This window comes from Agrobacterium radiobacter, assembly GCF_040801995.1.
Classification (GTDB): Bacteria; Pseudomonadota; Alphaproteobacteria; order Rhizobiales; family Rhizobiaceae; genus Agrobacterium; species Agrobacterium radiobacter.
Window position 1 is genome coordinate 1,070,681 of record NZ_JBEGHX010000002.1, and the last position, 16,820, is coordinate 1,087,500.

At 58.3% G+C, this 16,820-nt stretch carries 14 protein-coding genes (1 of these 14 cut by a window edge); 6 read left to right on the plus strand and 8 right to left on the minus strand.

The genetic code is table 11. From position 1 onward, the window contains the following. Positions 1 to 301: 301 nt before the first annotated feature. The 3 genes from repC to repA form a co-directional block, all read right to left on the minus strand. A complete protein-coding gene (gene repC, locus MRBLRC7O_RS18800; protein WP_077998621.1) occupies positions 302 to 1,579 on the minus strand; it encodes a plasmid replication protein RepC in 1,278 nt (425 codons plus the stop codon). A 185-nt stretch (positions 1,580 to 1,764) separates the two neighbouring features. Continuing rightward, positions 1,765 to 2,778: a plasmid partitioning protein RepB gene (gene repB, locus MRBLRC7O_RS18805; protein ID WP_111820642.1), complete on the minus strand. Its 1,014-nt coding sequence runs from the start codon at positions 2,776 to 2,778 to the stop codon at positions 1,765 to 1,767. Beyond that, positions 2,775 to 3,989: a plasmid partitioning protein RepA gene (gene repA, locus MRBLRC7O_RS18810; protein ID WP_111820643.1), complete on the minus strand. Its 1,215-nt coding sequence runs from the start codon at positions 3,987 to 3,989 to the stop codon at positions 2,775 to 2,777. The genes repB and repA overlap by 4 nt, the downstream gene beginning before the upstream one ends. Positions 3,990 to 4,423: 434 nt before the next feature. Between repA and MRBLRC7O_RS18815 the strand changes: the two genes are divergently transcribed. From MRBLRC7O_RS18815 to MRBLRC7O_RS18830, 4 genes are all read left to right on the plus strand, one after another. Beyond that, entirely contained in the window at positions 4,424 to 5,809 is a 1,386-nt protein-coding gene (locus MRBLRC7O_RS18815) for an FAD/NAD(P)-binding protein (RefSeq protein ID WP_060726985.1), read from the plus strand. A gap of 385 nt (positions 5,810 to 6,194) precedes the next feature. Next, the gene (locus tag MRBLRC7O_RS18820; RefSeq protein ID WP_111820644.1) at positions 6,195 to 6,590 is read left to right on the plus strand and encodes a RidA family protein; all 396 of its coding nucleotides are present in this window, start codon (positions 6,195 to 6,197) and stop codon (positions 6,588 to 6,590) included. A gap of 31 nt (positions 6,591 to 6,621) precedes the next feature. Then, complete coding sequence (locus tag MRBLRC7O_RS18825) at positions 6,622 to 7,710, plus strand: D-TA family PLP-dependent enzyme (protein WP_060727000.1); 1,089 nt, start codon at positions 6,622 to 6,624, stop codon at positions 7,708 to 7,710. Positions 7,711 to 7,781: 71 nt separating this feature from the next. Continuing rightward, positions 7,782 to 9,260, plus strand: coding sequence for a M81 family metallopeptidase (locus MRBLRC7O_RS18830; protein WP_003505812.1), 1,479 nt, complete (start codon positions 7,782 to 7,784; stop codon positions 9,258 to 9,260). A 58-nt stretch (positions 9,261 to 9,318) separates the two neighbouring features. Here MRBLRC7O_RS18830 and MRBLRC7O_RS18835 read toward each other — a convergent pair whose 3' ends face one another. From MRBLRC7O_RS18835 to hutI, 5 genes are all read right to left on the minus strand, one after another. Further along, complete coding sequence (locus MRBLRC7O_RS18835; protein WP_060726986.1) at positions 9,319 to 9,888, minus strand: HutD/Ves family protein; 570 nt, start codon at positions 9,886 to 9,888, stop codon at positions 9,319 to 9,321. 61 nt (positions 9,889 to 9,949) lie between these two features. Further along, the gene (gene hutU / locus MRBLRC7O_RS18840; protein ID WP_060726987.1) at positions 9,950 to 11,623 is read right to left on the minus strand and encodes a urocanate hydratase; all 1,674 of its coding nucleotides are present in this window, start codon (positions 11,621 to 11,623) and stop codon (positions 9,950 to 9,952) included. Between the two features lie 11 nt (positions 11,624 to 11,634). Continuing rightward, positions 11,635 to 12,435, minus strand: coding sequence for an N-formylglutamate deformylase (gene hutG, locus MRBLRC7O_RS18845; RefSeq protein WP_060726988.1), 801 nt, complete (start codon positions 12,433 to 12,435; stop codon positions 11,635 to 11,637). Between the two features lies 1 nt (position 12,436). After that, positions 12,437 to 13,981, minus strand: a complete 1,545-nt coding sequence (gene hutH / locus MRBLRC7O_RS18850; RefSeq protein ID WP_060723042.1) for a histidine ammonia-lyase — start codon at positions 13,979 to 13,981, stop codon at positions 12,437 to 12,439. Further along, on the minus strand, positions 13,978 to 15,237 hold the full coding sequence (hutI, locus tag MRBLRC7O_RS18855) for an imidazolonepropionase (RefSeq protein WP_077998620.1): 1,260 nt from the start codon (positions 15,235 to 15,237) through the stop codon (positions 13,978 to 13,980). The genes hutH and hutI overlap by 4 nt, the downstream gene beginning before the upstream one ends. A 114-nt stretch (positions 15,238 to 15,351) precedes the next feature. Here hutI and MRBLRC7O_RS18860 point away from each other — a divergent pair, with 114 nt between their 5' ends. Together MRBLRC7O_RS18860 and hutC are read left to right on the plus strand one after the other, a co-directional pair. Then, on the plus strand, positions 15,352 to 16,698 hold the full coding sequence (locus MRBLRC7O_RS18860; protein ID WP_080864658.1) for a formimidoylglutamate deiminase: 1,347 nt from the start codon (positions 15,352 to 15,354) through the stop codon (positions 16,696 to 16,698). A 51-nt stretch (positions 16,699 to 16,749) separates the two neighbouring features. Next, a protein-coding gene (hutC, locus tag MRBLRC7O_RS18865) for a histidine utilization transcriptional repressor HutC (protein WP_183212908.1) crosses the window boundary here: on the plus strand, positions 16,750 to 16,820 show its 5' end (the start). 655 nt of this gene lie beyond the right edge of the window; only the first 71 of its 726 coding nucleotides appear in the window; it begins with the start codon at positions 16,750 to 16,752; its stop codon lies beyond the right edge, outside the window.

Here is a 16,820-nt window from a genome sequence, read left to right on the forward strand (position 1 = left end):
GTGCTACACGCCCACTTTGGCAGGTGATCGGTGTATACAGATTGCACTTTTCTGCCCTTGCCAGCGCTTTTCCGACGAAAAGTATGCCCGACTCAAGCGTTTGAAAGCAATCACGGAAAAACGCAAACGAAAGCTAATTCGGACTTAGTTTTCATTACCCTGCATTAACCATAGAAACCCCTTGGCTGCACTGTTGATATCAGCAGCCTCATGCGAATCTCTTTTTCTTGCGGAAACGGCGTTAATGTAACTTCGGTCTGCTTTTTCCGCAAGCCGAGACCGTTTTCCACGCTCCGTTAACTCAGCAGGGCATGCTGGCCTCCATAGTGTCCTTACGCCCTCTCAACTGCGCCAGAAGCATTGTCTGCATGTCGAAGCCGCCTTCCTGCGCCTTACGGGTCAGATTGCGCAGATACCCGCCAAGCGAACTTATCTGGTCTGCTTTCTGCAGAAGGCAGGCGAGAATGGCTGCGGTTCCCTGTCGGCCAAATGTGGCAAGCGCATCCTGATAGGCGGACTGGCTGATGTTGAACATGGTTTTGATCACCGATGTCGCCACTTCCAGATCGCGCCAGCCTGTAACCGCTCCGCTTGGGGCATAGAGCGTGATGTCAGGGCAAGCCTTCAAAACCAAAACAATATCAGGAACAAAAAATTGCTTATGAAGAACAGGCTTTGGCGATGGCTGTGAAGGTTTTGCACTGACGGGTGCCGCATATGCCGGCTGGGCGCTTACCGTGCTGGCAGGTGCAGTGGTTACCGGCTCGTGCAAATCCTGCCGTTTAGATATGGATTCGGATTCTGAATTCTTTATGAGGCGCTCATTTTGGCAGTCATTGCCGCCCAAAGTTTCCGATTTTTCAATATTTTCCAGATAGTTGGTTACTTCAGCACGCAAAGAGGCCAAAAAACCGCCGATTTCTTTGAGTTCCGCGGGCTTGGAATTGCGACCGAGAGAGCGGGCAATGGCGTTGTAACGTGTCTGAAACCCTTCGAAGGCTTCGACCTGACCGCTCGCAGCAATCATGTCGCAGAGTTTCTGGATATCGCGGCGGCAAAGGCTGATACTTTCACGAAGCCGCTGAAGATCGAGCCGCTCGCTGACGATGCGTTCGGCGAGTTCCTCAATTTCCGCTTTGCGGGCAAGAAGCGGTGCCAGCGAAAAACCGTAAGCCTCGCTGATTTCCCCTCCCCGGTGTTTGCGGGCGTATCGTTTTCCGTTCGGGCTGTCCTTGCGAATGATGAGGCCGGCTTCGACAAGAGCCGAAAGATGCCGGCGCAATGTCTGTTCGGCCATGCCATGGGCACGGAGTGACAATTGCGCATTCGACGGGAAGACGACCAAACCGGCTTCGCTGGAAAGTTCGTTCTTGGGATAAAAACTCAAAAGCGCGTTCAGGACCGCAAGCGAGCGATCGGTCACGCCAAGCAAAGGCCGGGCTTCACAGACCGAACGATAGAGTTTCCATTTATCGACCGCTTCTATCTTCTTGTTTTTCTGCGCGGCAAACTGGGTCGCGAGGACGCCAAACGACATCGCTCGCCGCCCAAAGGGCGTCGTTACACATGTGCTGTCCATGTCTTTCACCTTTCACAAGGCAAAAGAAAATCGCTCACCGAAAAATTCGATGCCAAGACTCTTGACTATGATTCGCGGAAATGAGATTCTTCGGGTGCTTAAATCAAAGAAAGGCTTCCGCGCGGCAACGTTCGGGGGCTTTTTTCTTTTGTGATGCGTCTCCTGTTAGTCGTTCGAGTTAAAACTCACTGCTTGGACCGGTATTCGGCAAACAGCGTTTGAAGATGTTCCAGAACGAACTCGGCAAATTCCGGTGCTTCGTTCTTGTCGATAGAGATATCCAGCTTGCGGTCGCTCTCGACCACCTTTGCCAGCCGGCCGCCGGTTTCGGATGACCAGACACCGGTTTTTTTTGCCTGCGCCTTGGGCTTCAGAAAATCCAGAAGCGACTTGAAACGGTCTTCCGACGACAGGGCAGCAACCGAGGCATCCCTCACGTAGGCACGGGCCGCTTCCTTGACCTGAGAAGAGGAAAGCTGATCGGCGAGGTCCATCCAGTTACGACGGCCAACAGTCGGGGCGGGGCCAATAAGATCGACAAGATCCTCCGGAATGCGGCCGACAACCGACAGCATGTTGGAGAGATCGCCCTTGTGCAGCGACATGGCGGCCATGATCGTATCCCGCGGAAACCGTATCTGCAGTTTCTGGGCAAAGCGCGCCTTTTCGATATAGGTGAGATCCCGACGCTCGTTGTTTTCCTGTCCCTGGGCAACGACGAGCTGCTCATCGCTGAGATCACGTACGACGGCCTTGACCGGAATACCGAGGCTGGAGACGGCGCGCAGGCGACGATGACCAAAGGCGACCTGATAACGGCCGGGGAACTCGGGATGCGGGCGCACCAGAATGGGAACCTGCTGGCCCTGTTCACGAATGGCTTCAACGAGACCTGCATCCGCCTCTTCGGAGGCTGGCATGCGATCGGGTATGAAGGAAGGATCGATATCGGCAGGATTGAGCGAAACGATCGTGAGACCTTCTGCGAGCTGCCTTTCGATTTCTTCCGCACGCTTGGCGCGTTCCGATACCTCGCTGAGCGACTGGCCGATCATTCCCACCGGGGAATTCAGAACATCGGTCACGAGTTCCGGAGAGCCAAGGATGGGCCTGATACGCGGACGCGACCGCTCGGATGCGGCCTCATTGCTGTCGGCGGCCGGAGTACCAAGATTGGCGAATATCTGTTTTCTGCTCATGCTGCCCTACCCCACGCTTTTTTAATCAGTCCTTCGATTTCAGCGTTTACGTTGTTCATGGCTTCCAGCGCACGGTCATAGGTGGACCGGGTGAACTGGGTTCTTTCCACTTCGAAAAGTGTCTGGTTGGTCAGTCCGGCATCCGAGACGGCCGTGCTCTTCAGCATCGGGTGGATGAGGACGTTTTCACCGAAAATCGAGCGCAGGAAGGCGACCATCTGGTTCTGCGGTCCGTCGCTCGGTTCAAAACGGGTGATCAGATAACGCATCCAGTTATAGTCGGAACGTGCGCCCGCCCTGCCGATTTCGGCGAGAAGGTCGCCGGTCATGGCAAGGAACTGGTTCATCGACATCACATCCAGCATTTGCGGATGAACGGTGACGAGGACGGATGTGGCGGCGGTCAGCGCCGAAAGCGTCAGATAACCAAGCTGCGGCGGGCAATCGATGACCACGACATCATAGAAGTTCTGCGCCTGGGCAATTGCTTGGCCAATGCGGGCGAAAAACAGTGTATCGCCGGGCGCGCGGCGCATCAGAGCGCGGGGCGTGTCATGTTCGAATTCCATGAGTTCCAGATTGCCCGGAACGATATGGAGATTAGGAATATAGGTGCCGCGAACGATTTCAGCGATCGGCCTGCGTTCGTCATCGTAACGGATGGCGCCATAAAGCGTTTCATTCGGACCGACATCAATCTCCGGCTGATGACCGAAGAGCGCCGACAGGCTGGCCTGCGGATCGAGATCGATGGCGAGCACCCGGTAACCGCGCAGCGCCAGATATTGCGCCAGATGTGCAGACGTCGTGGTTTTTCCAGAACCGCCCTTGAAGTTCATGACGGCGATGACCTGCAACTCTTCGCCATCACGGCGGTGTGGCAGATAACGGCGGGTGCCGCGAGCGCCCTGATCAAGGAATTTTCTGATCTCGTCCATATCCTCAACCGAATAGGAACGGCGGCCGGAGGCTTGGGCCGCATCGAGTTCCGGGCGTTCGGCGGCGATCTGACGAAGATAGGCCTCGCCGATACCGATCAGCCGCGCGGTTTCTGCCGGTGAGAAATGGCGCATGCTCTTTTCGGTGTGTGGTGAAAATGTATTTGCATTATGAGCCTGCAATTGGGCTGACAACGCAGCCGAATGCTGTTGTATAAGACTCGTCAGGTCGGGTGCTCCTGCGGCACGTCTTAAATTGGCACTCTGTGTCATCGGTCTTCTTTCGCTCGAAATTGCAGTAGCGGTTTTTTTCGAAAAAGGCGGTTTTTTCCGCAACTGAGATATAAGCGCCGATTCTCTTTTTGGCGCAATAGGCTTTTTTCTCAGGTGCGAAAGTGCCGCTAAGGCATTGTGGAAGAATCACTTTTGTTTTTTGTGACAGTTTGACGGTTAGCCGCGGCTAACTTCGCCCTGACGATCAGACAGACGGGCGCGGATCGCGTCTTTTCACACAAGGAATGCATGCCCGCGCAGAAGTTTGCCGCGGCTAACTTTTTGGTTTTGACCCACAGCACATCCGATCATCCCGCGGTAAAAAGTGAAGGGTGGACATTCGCGGATGTTTAATCTCTACTCATTGACTAGAGTATCGTTGGGTTCGACGCCCGTCGTCTGGCCGTTCAAGCTGTCGCAGGTTGGAGGAATGAATGTCCTATGATGTCGCTCTCGTCGGGTCGGGTTTCTCGGCCATTTGTACTGCCGCTCATCTTTTATCGTCCCTGCCGGCGGAAGCCTCGATCGCTATCGTGGGCGATGAATCGGATTTCGGGCGCGGCACCGCCTATCGTACCGAACTTCCCTATCATCGGCTGAATGTGCCAGCCGGGCGAATGAGTGTCTTCCCTGACCGCCCCGGTGATTTTGTCGACTGGTTGGCGGAAAATGGGATAGCGGAGGATCCTCTGCTGTTCGCCTCGCGTGGAGACTATGGTCTTTATCTTCGCGACAGGCTGGCGGGTTTGCTTAGAAGTAGGGAGCAACGGGCGCGGGTGGATTTCGTTCGGGCCAAGGCTTCGGCCTGTCGCCCGGATGGCGAGGGTGGATTCTCTTTCGCTCTGGAGAATGGCGAGCAGCTGCGCGCGCAAAATGTCGTTTTGTGTCTCGGTGTCGGCGCGGCGAGTTTGCCTGTGCAAACTGTCGCGAGGGAAGAAGAGGGGCCACAACGTATCATCGGTCACTGCTGGCAGCCGGGATGGCTGTCCAAAGTCAAGGCCGGAGATCGCATCTGTATTCTGGGTTCGGGTCTGACGATGATCGATCAGGTTCTGACCCTGCGGGGAAAAGGGTATCAAGGCCCGATCCATGTTCTCTCCCGACGCGGCCTGGTGCCGCATCCGCATGTCAGCCCGCCTGCTCCCCCCACGGAGCCCGAGCTGCCTGATGGCTCGACGGAGATCAGCCTATTGCTGCAGTCTCTACGCAAACAGGTCAGCGATGGCGCACCGTGGCGCACCGTTATGGATGGTTTGCGGCCGAAAACACAATTGCTGTGGCAACGCCTTACACCTGCGCAGCGCAGCCGGTTTCTTCGGCATGCCTTGCCTTGGTGGAATATCCATCGGCACCGCATCGCGCCTGAGGTCTCTGGTGCTTTCGAGAAGTTGCTCTCGGACGGCATTCTGGAAATTCATGCGGGTTACCTCCGGTCCATAGACGAAGGGGAGGAGGGGATTGCCGTGCGCTACCGCCGCAGACATACACAAGTGGTGAGGGAACTTCAGGTCGATTGGGTCGTCAATTGCACGGGCATGGAGCGGGCCGGCATCGGTCATTCGCGGCTTCTTGAAGCCATGTGCGGCGAGGGTGTTATTTCACTGGACCCTTTCGGGCTCGGGGTCGAGGTTGACGACCACTCCCATTTGCTGCGGACGGACGGACGAAGCTGGCCCGGTCTTTTCGCCGCGGGTGCGCTGACGGCAGGCCGGTTCTGGGAGATAACCGCTGTTCCGGATATTCGTGTGCAGGCACAGAAGATCGCGCGGGAGATTACGCGGAGAGTGACCGCGAATGATCGGGTTGCTGCACAGGGCTGATCCGGCCGAAGAATCGACCATAGCGAGAGGTGCCGTCATAACAGACATTCTCGGCGCCTCTTGATTTTGATGTTAGCCGCGGCAAACTTTTTCTTTGAATGAATGTGCTGACTATTCATTGGAGGCCGAATTCGCGGATTCGAGGCGGCTGATGAATGTCGCGTGGGCTTTCCGCACGATAGCAACGAACGTTCTTTGGTGAAGTACCGCTTTTTGCCTTCAAAGTGCGTATTCCCGCAATCAACTGGGGTAAAAGACCGAGACCGTCTTTGCGGGGTAATGTCCGCGATTGCTAAATAATTTACATAGCTTATGGAAGTTCGTCATAAAAGAGGCTATAAACCCTGTAAATTTCTGAAATTATGAAAATAATTTGCGAGGACCAATGCAGAAACAGAAACTGGCAAGATACGAGACGGCGGACAGTCAGGCCGGCGGACAGCGTCGGCCATTTGCCAAGGCCGTTCGCGCCGGTGATTTCGTTTATGTTTCGGGGCAGGTGCCGACTGTTGATGGCGAGGTCGTGACCGGCGGCATCGTGGCGCAGACCGAGCAGGTGGTCGCGAATATCAGGGATGTTCTGGCGCTGGCGGATTGTACGCTTGCCGATGTGGTCAAGATCAATGTCTGGCTGGATGATGCGCGGGATTTTTCGAGCTTCAACGCCGTTTTCCAGAAATATTTCATCGATCATCCACCCGCGCGCTCGACCGTGCAATCACCGCTGATGGTCGATGCCAAGGTGGAAATGGACGTTATCGCTTATAAGCCGCTGGCTTGAAGCCCAATTTGCCTATTTTTGAGAGTAGATGATGACCTATCCCTGGCCTGATGCGGGCACACCCCTCAATGCGATTTCAACGCCAATGCCCGTCATTGACGAGGACAGGCTCAGTGCCAATATCCTCAGGGCGCAATCCTATCTGGATGAACACGGTAAGGCTTTCCGGCCGCATATCAAGACGCACAAGATACCGGCTATCGCAAAACAGCAGCTGCAGGCTGGTGCGATCGGCATTAATTGCCAGAAAGTCAGTGAGGCGGAAGTTTTCGCGGATGCCGGTTTCGATGACATCCTGATCACCTACAATATTCTCGGTGCAGCAAAGCTTTCGCAGCTGAAGGCGTTGAATGCGCGCATCGGCGGGCTGAGCGTGGTTGCCGATAGCGCGGTCACGATTGCCGGTCTTGCCGATACATTCGAGGCAGTAATGCCGCTTGCCGTGCTTGTCGAATGCGATACGGGCGGCAAGCGCTGCGGCGTGCAGACGCCGGAAGCGGCATTGGCGCTTGCGGAAAAGATTGTTGCGGCCCCGGGCCTCAGATTCAAGGGCATTTTGACCTATCCGGCACCGGATGGGGCCGAGACGGTGGAAAACTTCCTTCGCAAAACCATGGCGTTGCTTGCGGCAAGGGGCATTGACTGCCCGGTCCGTTCCAGCGGCGGTTCGCCCGATTTTTATTCCGCCCATCTCGTTCCTTCCGCGACCGAACATCGGGCAGGCACCTATGTCTATAATGATCGCGCCATGCTGCGCGCGGGACATTGCACGACCGGCGATCTCGCCATGCATGTTCTCGCCACCGTCGTTTCGAGGCCTACGGCCGATCGGGCGGTGCTGGACAGCGGATCCAAGGCCTTGACCTCGGATCTCCTGGGTTTCAGCGATTATGGGCTGATCGAAGGTTATGAGGGCGCAAAAATCGTCTCGCTTTCGGAAGAACACGCCGTCGTTGATCTGTCCGGCTGCGCTTCCGGGCGGCCTGAAATCGGTGATGTGGTAAAGGTCGTGCCGAACCACACCTGCGTCGTCAGCAATCTTTTCGACAGGATGGTTTTCCATCGAAACGGTGTCGTAACACGCGTTGAGAAGGTCACAGCGCGCGGTACCGTCTGGTAAAGTTACCCGGCTAATTAAATTGGAATCGGAAGCTGCGAAAATGCAGATACCGGCAACGAGAATCTGGAAATATGCGCATCTTCACGGCGTCGCTCGCCACTGAAACCAACACGTTTTCCCCCGTGCCGACGGATATGGACGCTTTTCGTGCGGCTTTTTATGCCGGGCCGGGCGAGCATCCCGAAACGCCGACGCTCTGCTCGTCGCCCGTGCCGATCCTGCGTCGTCGCGGCAAGGCGGAAGGGTTCACGGTGATTGAGGGAACCTCCTGCTGGGCGGAACCGGCGGGACTTATCCAGCGCCAGACTTATGAAACGCTGCGGGACACGATTCTTGCCGAACTCGCCGCCGCCATGCCCGTCGATGCCGTGGTCTTTGGCCTGCATGGAGCCATGGTGGCGCAGGGTTATGACGATCCGGAAGGCGATTTCCTCTCCCGCATCCGCGCGATGGTTGGACCGGAAGTGCTGATCGCAGCGGAATTCGATCCCCACAGCCACCTGACGGCGCTCCGGGTCAAAAATCTCGACATCATGGCGACGTTTCTGGAGTTTCCGCACACGGATTTCGAAGAGCGCGGCGAACATGTAGTGCAGATGGCGCTGCGCACGCTTCGGGGAGAGATCAATCCGGTCATCTCGACTTTCGATTGCCGCATGATCACTATTTATCCCACCAGCCGCGAACCGATGCGTTCTTATGTCGACCGGCTGAAGGCAATGGAGGGCAGGGACGGCATCCTGTCGATTTCGGTCATTCATGGTTTCATGGCCGGCGACGTACCGGATATGGGAACGCGCATCGTTGTCGTCACCGATAATAACAGGGCGAAGGGTGAGGCGCTGGCTGAAAAGCTCGGCCGCGAGCTCTATGCCATGCGCAAGCTGACAGCCATGCCAATGCTGGATACGGAAACGGGTCTCGACCGGGTTCTCGCCATTCGCAGCGGCAATCAGGAGAAGCCGGTCGTGGTATCGGACATCTGGGACAATCCGGGTGGCGGTGTTGCCGGTGATGCCACCCATATTCTGCGGCGCATGGTGGACCGCGGCATGGACAATTTCGCTGTCGCGACGATCTGGGACCCGATCGCCGTGTCTTTCTGTCACGCGGCGGGGGAGGGTGCCGAGATTGACCTGCGCATCGGCGGAAAATCCAGCCCGCAAGGCGGCGAACCGCTCGATTTCCGTATAAAGGTGATGCGCACGGCCGAGGCCGGCTGGCAGAGTTTCCGCAACAGCCGCGTAACACTCGGCCGCGCCGCTGTCGTGCGGCCGCTCGGCACGGAGATCGATATCATCCTCATTACCAGCCGGACGCAGACTTATGAGCCGGATATCTTTTCCAATCTCGGCATCGATTTCGCGAAAAAAGACGTGCTGCTGGTCAAGTCGACCAACCATTTTCATGCCGGCTTTGCGCCGGTCGCCTCCGAGATCGTTTATATCGCGGCCCCGACGTCCTATCCGACCGATCCGGCAAAAACGCCCTATCGCAAGGCGAGCCTCGAGCTTTGGCCACGGGTGGCTGATCCGCTGGGCCTGGATTGAGCGGCAGCCGTTCGAGCATTATCGGGACGGAACTCTGAAGCCTTTTTCTGGAAAGGCTTCAGAGGCGCTCAAGCGTGATCAGGAAAAACGCGCTTTCGTTTTGACCTGCTTCGACTGTGAACGGTAAGCCGCCTTCGATCAGCAGACCATCCAGCTTCCCCAGCTGCTCCTTGCCGTCACCGGTGGAAACCGTCAGTGGATCGACTGCCAGGATAAGTGTCGCGTTTCCGCCTGCTTTCCCCGCAAACAGGCCGAAGTGCCTCCTGACGACATGGCGAAAGGTCGAACGGCGGGTCATGACGTTCAGATCGGTGATCGCGCCGTCGGATAAGATCGCATTGACGGGAACATCGGCCGGAAAGGGCAGGGGCTGGCTTTCCACGGTCAGCATCAGTGGATCGGCGGCCGCAATTGCCAGCGCCATGCTGTTTCCCTCAAGAATGGACAGGGTGCGGTCTATTCCGGGAAAGATCGAAAACGGCCCGTCGCTTGCGACCGTCGCCATGCTGATACGCCAGTCGAAATCATCGACGGAAGAGCCTGGCGGAAAGATGGCGATTTCCACGGTCTCGCCGCCACCGTTTTTCCAGGGCATTCGCTTGTAGTCGCTTGCGCGCAGCAGGGTCATGGTTGTCCACTTTTGAAAGATCGGCCGGAAACGGTGTTCTCCATTTCCGGCCGTGGCAGGATCAATTGCCGAGGATGCCGGGCAGGCGCAGGCCCTGTTCCTTGGCGCATTCCACGGCGATGTCGTAACCGGCATCCGCATGGCGCATCACGCCGGTTGCCGGGTCGTTCCAGAGCACGCGCTCCAGCCGGCGGGCCGCATCGTCGGTGCCATCGGCGCAGATGACCATGCCGGAATGCTGCGAGAAGCCCATGCCGACGCCGCCGCCGTGATGCAGCGAAACCCAGGTCGCGCCGGATGCCGTGTTGAGCAGCGCATTGAGGAGCGGCCAGTCGGAAACGGCGTCCGAGCCGTCCTTCATGGCTTCGGTCTCGCGGTTGGGCGAGGCGACGGAGCCGCTGTCGAGATGGTCACGGCCGATGACAACAGGCGCCTTCAGCTCGCCGTTCTTGACCATTTCATTGAAGGCAAGCCCAAGACGATGGCGGTCGCCAAGGCCGACCCAGCAAATACGTGCCGGCAGGCCCTGGAATGCGATGCGCTCGCGCGCCATGTCGAGCCAATTGTGCAGATGCTTGTTGTCAGGCAGCAGTTCCTTCACCTTGGCGTCGGTCTTGTAGATGTCTTCCGGATCACCTGACAGGGCCGCCCAGCGGAACGGGCCGATGCCACGGCAAAACAGCGGGCGGATATAGGCCGGCACGAAGCCCGGGAAGGCAAAGGCGTTCTCCAGCCCCTCATCCTTGGCGACCTGGCGGATATTGTTGCCGTAATCGAGCGTCGGAACGCCGGCGTTCCAGAAATCGACCATGGCTTGCACATGCACCTTCATCGAGGCGCGCGCTGCGGCGGCAACGGCCTTCGGGTCGCTTTCCTGTTTGGCGCGCCATTCGGCAACGGTCCATCCGGCCGGAAGATAGCCATGGACGGGATCATGCGCCGAGGTCTGGTCGGTGACGATATCGGGACGAACGCCGCGACGGACGAGTTCCGGGAAGATTTCCGCCGCATTGCCGATCAGGCCGACGGATTTCGCCTCGCCCGCCTTGGTCCATTGGTCGATCAGCGCCAGCGCCTCATCGAGCGTATGCGCCTTCGCATCGACATAACGGGTACGCAGACGGAAATCGACGCGGGTTTCATCGCATTCGACGGCAAGGCAGCAGGCGCCGGCCATGACGGCGGCCAGCGGCTGTGCGCCGCCCATGCCGCCGAGACCGCCGGTCAGTATCCACTTGCCCTTCAGGTTGCCGTCATAATGCTGGCGGCCGGCCTCGACGAAGGTTTCATAGGTGCCCTGCACGATGCCCTGCGTACCGATGTAGATCCACGAACCGGCCGTCATCTGGCCGTACATGGCAAGACCCTTCTTATCCAGCTCGTTGAAGTGATCCCAGTTCGCCCAGTGTGGCACGAGGTTGGAGTTGGCGATCAGGACGCGCGGCGCATCCTTGTGGGTGCGGAATACACCGACCGGCTTGCCGGACTGGACGATGAGGGTTTCATCCTCGTTCAGATCTTTCAGCGTCGCGACGATGCGGTCGAAATCGTCCCAGGTGCGGGCGGCGCGGCCGATACCGCCATAAACCACCAGCTCATGCGGGCGCTCGGCGACATCGGGATCGAGATTGTTCATCAGCATGCGCAGCGGGGCTTCCGTCATCCAGCTCTTGGCATTGAGTTCAGTGCCCTGCGGCGCGCGGACATCGCGAATATTATGGCGTGGATTGTTCATGTGTTTTCCCCTTATCGTTTCGTGTCGAGCGCAAATTTTTCCATGCGCGTGAGAATGGTTTTGAGATGGGAGCGAAGCCGGTCGGCCTTGCCCGCGTCATAGGCGAAAGGCGGCGTCTCGCTTTGAAGATGGGTGGACTGCGCCAGCTCCATCTGGATGGCGTGCACGCTGCTCTGCGGTTTTCCGTAATGGCGCGTCGTCCAGCCGCCTTTGAAGCGACCGTTCAGGATGCTGTCGTAACCCTCTGCAGCGGCGGTCGCTTCGACAGCGATTTTTTCGATCGCGGGGTCGCAAGTTGCGCCCATATCCGTGCCGATGTTGAAATCCGGCAGCTTGCCTTCGAACAGGAAGGGAATATGCGAACGGATCGAATGGCAATCATAGAGAATGGCAATGCCATGAATGGATTTGACCCGTTCGATTTCCGCCGCAAGCGCTGCGTGATAGGGCGCGTGAAAGGTTTCCAGACGGTATGCGATGTCGTCCTGAGTGGGCTCCTGCCCTTCATTCCAGATCGGCTTGCCGTCGAAATCGGTCTCCGGAACAAGCCCTGTTGTGTTCTGGCCCGGATAAAGGCTCACCCCGGCGGGGTCGCGGTTGGCGTCGATCACGTACCGATGAAAGGTGGCACGCACCGTCGTCGCTTCTGGGATCAGATCCGCATAGAGCTCGTGAATATGCCAGTCGGTATCGGCCAGCAATTTTCCGTTTTCGTTCAGGCGTTGCCAGATATCCGCCGGCACATCCGTGCCGGTGTGGGGTAGCCCGAGAATGATCGGCGATGAACCTTCCTTGACGTCAAAGACACGCATCTCAAACCTCCAGCTTCGGCAGAATGCCGCCTGAAATCGTCGAGACCAGAGCGCCGGAAGCGATCAGCTCTGCCGCCGCCTTCAGGTCCGGCGCCATATAACGGTCTTCTTCCAGCGACGGGATCGTGGCGCGTAGCGCGGCAATCACCTTCTGCAATTCGGGGCTGGTTTTCAGCGGCCCACGCAACTCCACACCCTGAATGGCCGAAAGCGCCTCGATGCCAAGGATGGCGAAGAGATTGTCCGTCATCGGCAGCAGACGTCGTGCACCGTGGCAGGCCATGGACACATGGTCTTCCTGATTGGCGGAGGTCGGCGTCGAATCGACCGAGGCCGGATGCGCCATCTGCTTGTTCTCGCTCATCAGCGCGGCGGAGGTGACTTCGGCGATCATCAGGCCCGAATTCAGCCCTGGCTTCTTGGAAAGAAAGGCCGGCAGCCCATAGGAAAGGGCCGGATCGACCAGAAGCGCCACACGACGCTGGGCGATCGCGCCGATTTCGCAAATGGCAAGCGCCGTCTGATCGGCGGCAAATGCAACCGGTTCGGCGTGGAAATTGCCGCCGGAGACGACGGAATTGTCTGAAAGCACCAGCGGATTGTCGGTTACGGCATTGGCTTCGATTTCCAGTGTGCGGGCCACCTGCCGCAGAAGATCGAGGCAGGCGCCATCCACCTGCGGTTGGCAACGGATGCAATAGGGGTCCTGCACCCGCTCGTCGCCCTCGATGTGGCTGACGCGGATTTCCGAACCATCCAGCAGATTACGAAGCGCCGCTCCCGCGTCGATCTGGCCCTTATGGCCGCGCAGGCTGTGAATATCGGGATGAAAAGGGGCAGACGACCCCATCGCGGCATCGGTGGAAAGCGCGCCGGTGATAAGCGCCGCCTGTGCCGCGCGATGGGCGCGGAAAAGACCGGCGAGCGCCAGCGCCGTCGAGGTCTGCGTGCCGTTGATAAGTGCAAGCCCTTCCTTGGCTGCCAGAACCACCGGGGTCAATCCGGCTTTCGCAAGTGCTTGGCCGGCGGGCAGAAGCGCTCCCTCATAAAAGGCCTCGCCTTCGCCCATCATCACGGCGGCCATATGGGCCAGCGGCGCGAGATCGCCGGAAGCGCCGACCGAACCCTTTTCGGGAATGACGGGAATGACACCCTTCTCAAGCATGGCTTCGATCAGCCGCACCAGTTCCAGCCGCACGCCGGATGCGCCGCGGCCGAGCGAAACCAGCTTCAGCGCCATGATCAGCCGCACGATATTTTCAGGAAGCGGTGCGCCGACCCCGCAGCAATGCGACAGGATGAGATTGCGCTGCAGCGTCGCCACATCGGCCGCGTCGATCTTGATGGAGGCAAGTTTGCCGAAACCGGTATTGATGCCGTAGACCGGCGCATTGCCGGCAGCAATCTCCGCGATGCGGGCTGCTGCCTTTTCAATGCCGGCATCGAAGCTGCGGTCGAGCTTTGCCGTACCGTTTTCCCAGTATATGGTGGAAAGCTCGGCAAGCGTCACGGCGCCTGGATGAAGGGTGATGGCTTTTATGGTCATGGGGAAACCTTCTGTCCCTTGAAAATACGGGCATGGAGCGGATTAAAACCGATGCGATAGACAAGCTCGGCCGGACGCTCGATATCCCAGATGGCAAAATCAGCCGATTTTCCGGCCTCCAGCGTGCCGGTTTCCGCAAGCAGGCCGAGCGCCTTTGCCGCATTGCGTGTCGTCGCCGTCAGACATTCTTCCACGGTCATGCGGAAAAGCGTGGCGCCCATATTCATGGTCAGCAGCAGGGAGGTGAGCGGCGAAGTGCCGGGATTGCAGTCCGTTGCGAGCGCAATGTCGGCTCCGGCATCGCGCAGTGCCTGTACCGGCGGCAGCTGCTTTTCGCGCAGCGCATAAAAGGCACCGGGAAGAAGCACGGCCACGGTTCCTGCTTCCGCCAGCGCCTTCGCACCGGCTTCATCAAGATATTCCAGGTGATCGGCCGACAGCGCATTATAGGATGCCGCAAGCTCGGAACCGCCAAGGTTGGAAAGCTGCTCCGCATGCAGCTTGACAGGAAGTCCGAGCTGTTTAGCGGCCTTGAAAACCCGGTCGATCTCCGCGACGGAAAAGGCGATGCCTTCGCAGAAGCCGTCAACCGCATCCGCCAGTCCTTCCGCATGCGCCTTTTCCAGCCCCGGCAGAACAATGTCGCCAATATAATCGGCGTTGCGGCCCTTATAGTCTGCAGGTGTCGCGTGCGCGGCGAGATAGCTGGTGACGATGCGCACCGGCCGTAATGTCTCAAGCCTGCGCGCAACGCGCAGCATCTTCAGTTCGGTTTCGATGTCGAGACCGTAACCGGATTTGATTTCGACCGTGGAAACGCCTTCGGAAAGAAGGGTGTCGAGACGCGGAAGCGCCTGCGCCAGCAGAACCTCTTCCGAAAGCGCGCGCGTATCGCGCACCGAAGAAACGATGCCGCCGCCCGCTTTGGCGATCTCCTCATAGGTCGCACCATTCAACCGCATCTCGAATTCCATGGCGCGATTGCCGCCGAAGACAAGATGGGTGTGGCAGTCGATCAGGGCAGGGGTGATCCAGCGGCCGCCGCAATCGGTGGTGTCATCGGCTGTCGCCAGATCGGCAGGCAGATCGCTTTCGGGACCGGCAAAGGCGATGCGGCCGTTACGCACGGCAATCACGGCGTTTTCGACGGCGCCGATGCCATCCACGTCGGGGTTGAAGGTTGCCAGCCGGGCGTTGCGCCACAAAGCCGTGGCGTTCCCCGTCGCCGTTCCGTTTGCAGATTTGTTCCCTGGCATTTGCTTTTCGCCTTTCCTTTGTGAGTTAAATGTATATACATAATAATCGGCTTGGCAAGCTGCAATTTCGTGTTTGAAATGGCCTTGCCGGACAGAACCAAAGGAGAGGGTGGCATGACGGCAATTCACGCGGGCGCAGCGCTTCTGGCGGGCGGATGGGCGAAGGATGTTCGCATCATCTGCGATGACGGCATTGTTTCATCCGTCGAAACCGGCGTTTCCCCGCAGCCGCAGGATGAGCGTCATGCCGTCATCGTTCCAGCTATGCCCAATCTCCACAGCCATGCCTTTCAGCGGGCCATGGCGGGGCTTGCCGAAATCCGCGGCCCGGGTGATGACAGTTTCTGGAGCTGGCGCACCGTCATGTATAAATTCGCGCTCTCCATGACGCCTGACCATGTCGAGGCCGTTGCCGCCCAGCTCTATATGGAAATGCTGGAGGCCGGTTTCGGAAGGGTCGGCGAATTTCACTATCTGCATAATGACAGGGACGGTTCGCATTACGGCAATATCGCCGAAATGGCCGAACGCATCGGCGCGGCCGCGTCGCAGACGGGCATCGGTCTCACCTTGCTGCCGGTCTTTTACGCTCATTCCGGTTTCGGCGGCCAGGCTCCGATCGATGGGCAGAAACGCTTCATCCATTCGCTCGACAGTTATGGAAAGCTGATGCAGGGTGCACAGGCGGTGGCAGACAAATTGCCGGGTGCGGTCCTCGGCATTGCGCCACACAGCCTGCGTGCCGTAACCGGCGACGAGCTGGCAGCCATCGAGCCGCTGGCAAAGGGTGGGCCGATCCATATTCATGTGGCGGAACAAACGAAGGAAGTGGAGGATTCACTCGCCTTTTCCGGTGCGAGACCGGTGGAATGGCTGCTTGAAAACGCGCCGGTCGATGGTCGCTGGTGCCTTATCCATGCGACACATATGACGGAAACCGAAACGCGGCATATGGCGAAAAGCGGTGCCGTGGCCGGTCTCTGCCCGATCACCGAGGCCAATCTCGGCGACGGTATCTTCCCGGCTCCGGCTTTCTTTGGCGAAAACGGCCATTACGGTGTCGGATCCGATTCCAACATTCTGATTTCCGTGCCGGAAGAATTGCGAACCCTCGAATATTCACAACGCCTCTCGCATCGGGCACGTAATGTCATCGCCGATGCCGGCCATTCCACGGGAGAAAAACTCTTCCGGCAGGCGCTCGAAGGCGGCGGCAGGGCTCTGGCGTCGCCAAATGGTCTGGAAAGCGGGAAAAGTGCGGATTTTGTCGCTCTTGATGTTTCCGCCGTTTCTTATCTTCCGATATCCCAGATTCTCGATCAGTGGATATTTGCGGGTGGTGTTGGCGTCGATTCCGTTTGGGTGCGCGGCAAAAAGCGCGTGCAAGCCGGCCGGCATATCCACCGTCGTGAAATATCCGATCGTTTCAACAAGGTCATGGCCGAACTTCTCGATAGCTGATATGGGCTCGGCAGAAACGGAAAAAAGCCAGTGGGGAAAGGCATTGCGGACGTGACGAAAGCATCGGCCGGGCAAACCCTGCACCAGCGTATCCTCAGCGACATCGAGGGCCGGATCGTTTC

Coding starts and splice junctions, on each gene's coding strand:
- repC (WP_077998621.1), bottom strand. CDS start 1,579: ATGGACAGCACATGTGTAACGACGCCCTTTGGGCGGCGAGCGATGTCG.
- repB (WP_111820642.1), bottom strand. CDS start 2,778: ATGAGCAGAAAACAGATATTCGCCAATCTTGGTACTCCGGCCGCCGAC.
- repA (WP_111820643.1), bottom strand. CDS start 3,989: ATGACACAGAGTGCCAATTTAAGACGTGCCGCAGGAGCACCCGACCTG.
- MRBLRC7O_RS18815 (WP_060726985.1), top strand. CDS start 4,424: ATGTCCTATGATGTCGCTCTCGTCGGGTCGGGTTTCTCGGCCATTTGT.
- MRBLRC7O_RS18820 (WP_111820644.1), top strand. CDS start 6,195: ATGCAGAAACAGAAACTGGCAAGATACGAGACGGCGGACAGTCAGGCC.
- MRBLRC7O_RS18825 (WP_060727000.1), top strand. CDS start 6,622: ATGACCTATCCCTGGCCTGATGCGGGCACACCCCTCAATGCGATTTCA.
- MRBLRC7O_RS18830 (WP_003505812.1), top strand. CDS start 7,782: ATGCGCATCTTCACGGCGTCGCTCGCCACTGAAACCAACACGTTTTCC.
- MRBLRC7O_RS18835 (WP_060726986.1), bottom strand. CDS start 9,888: ATGACCCTGCTGCGCGCAAGCGACTACAAGCGAATGCCCTGGAAAAAC.
- hutU (WP_060726987.1), bottom strand. CDS start 11,623: ATGAACAATCCACGCCATAATATTCGCGATGTCCGCGCGCCGCAGGGC.
- hutG (WP_060726988.1), bottom strand. CDS start 12,435: ATGCGTGTCTTTGACGTCAAGGAAGGTTCATCGCCGATCATTCTCGGG.
- hutH (WP_060723042.1), bottom strand. CDS start 13,981: ATGACCATAAAAGCCATCACCCTTCATCCAGGCGCCGTGACGCTTGCC.
- hutI (WP_077998620.1), bottom strand. CDS start 15,237: ATGCCAGGGAACAAATCTGCAAACGGAACGGCGACGGGGAACGCCACG.
- MRBLRC7O_RS18860 (WP_080864658.1), top strand. CDS start 15,352: ATGACGGCAATTCACGCGGGCGCAGCGCTTCTGGCGGGCGGATGGGCG.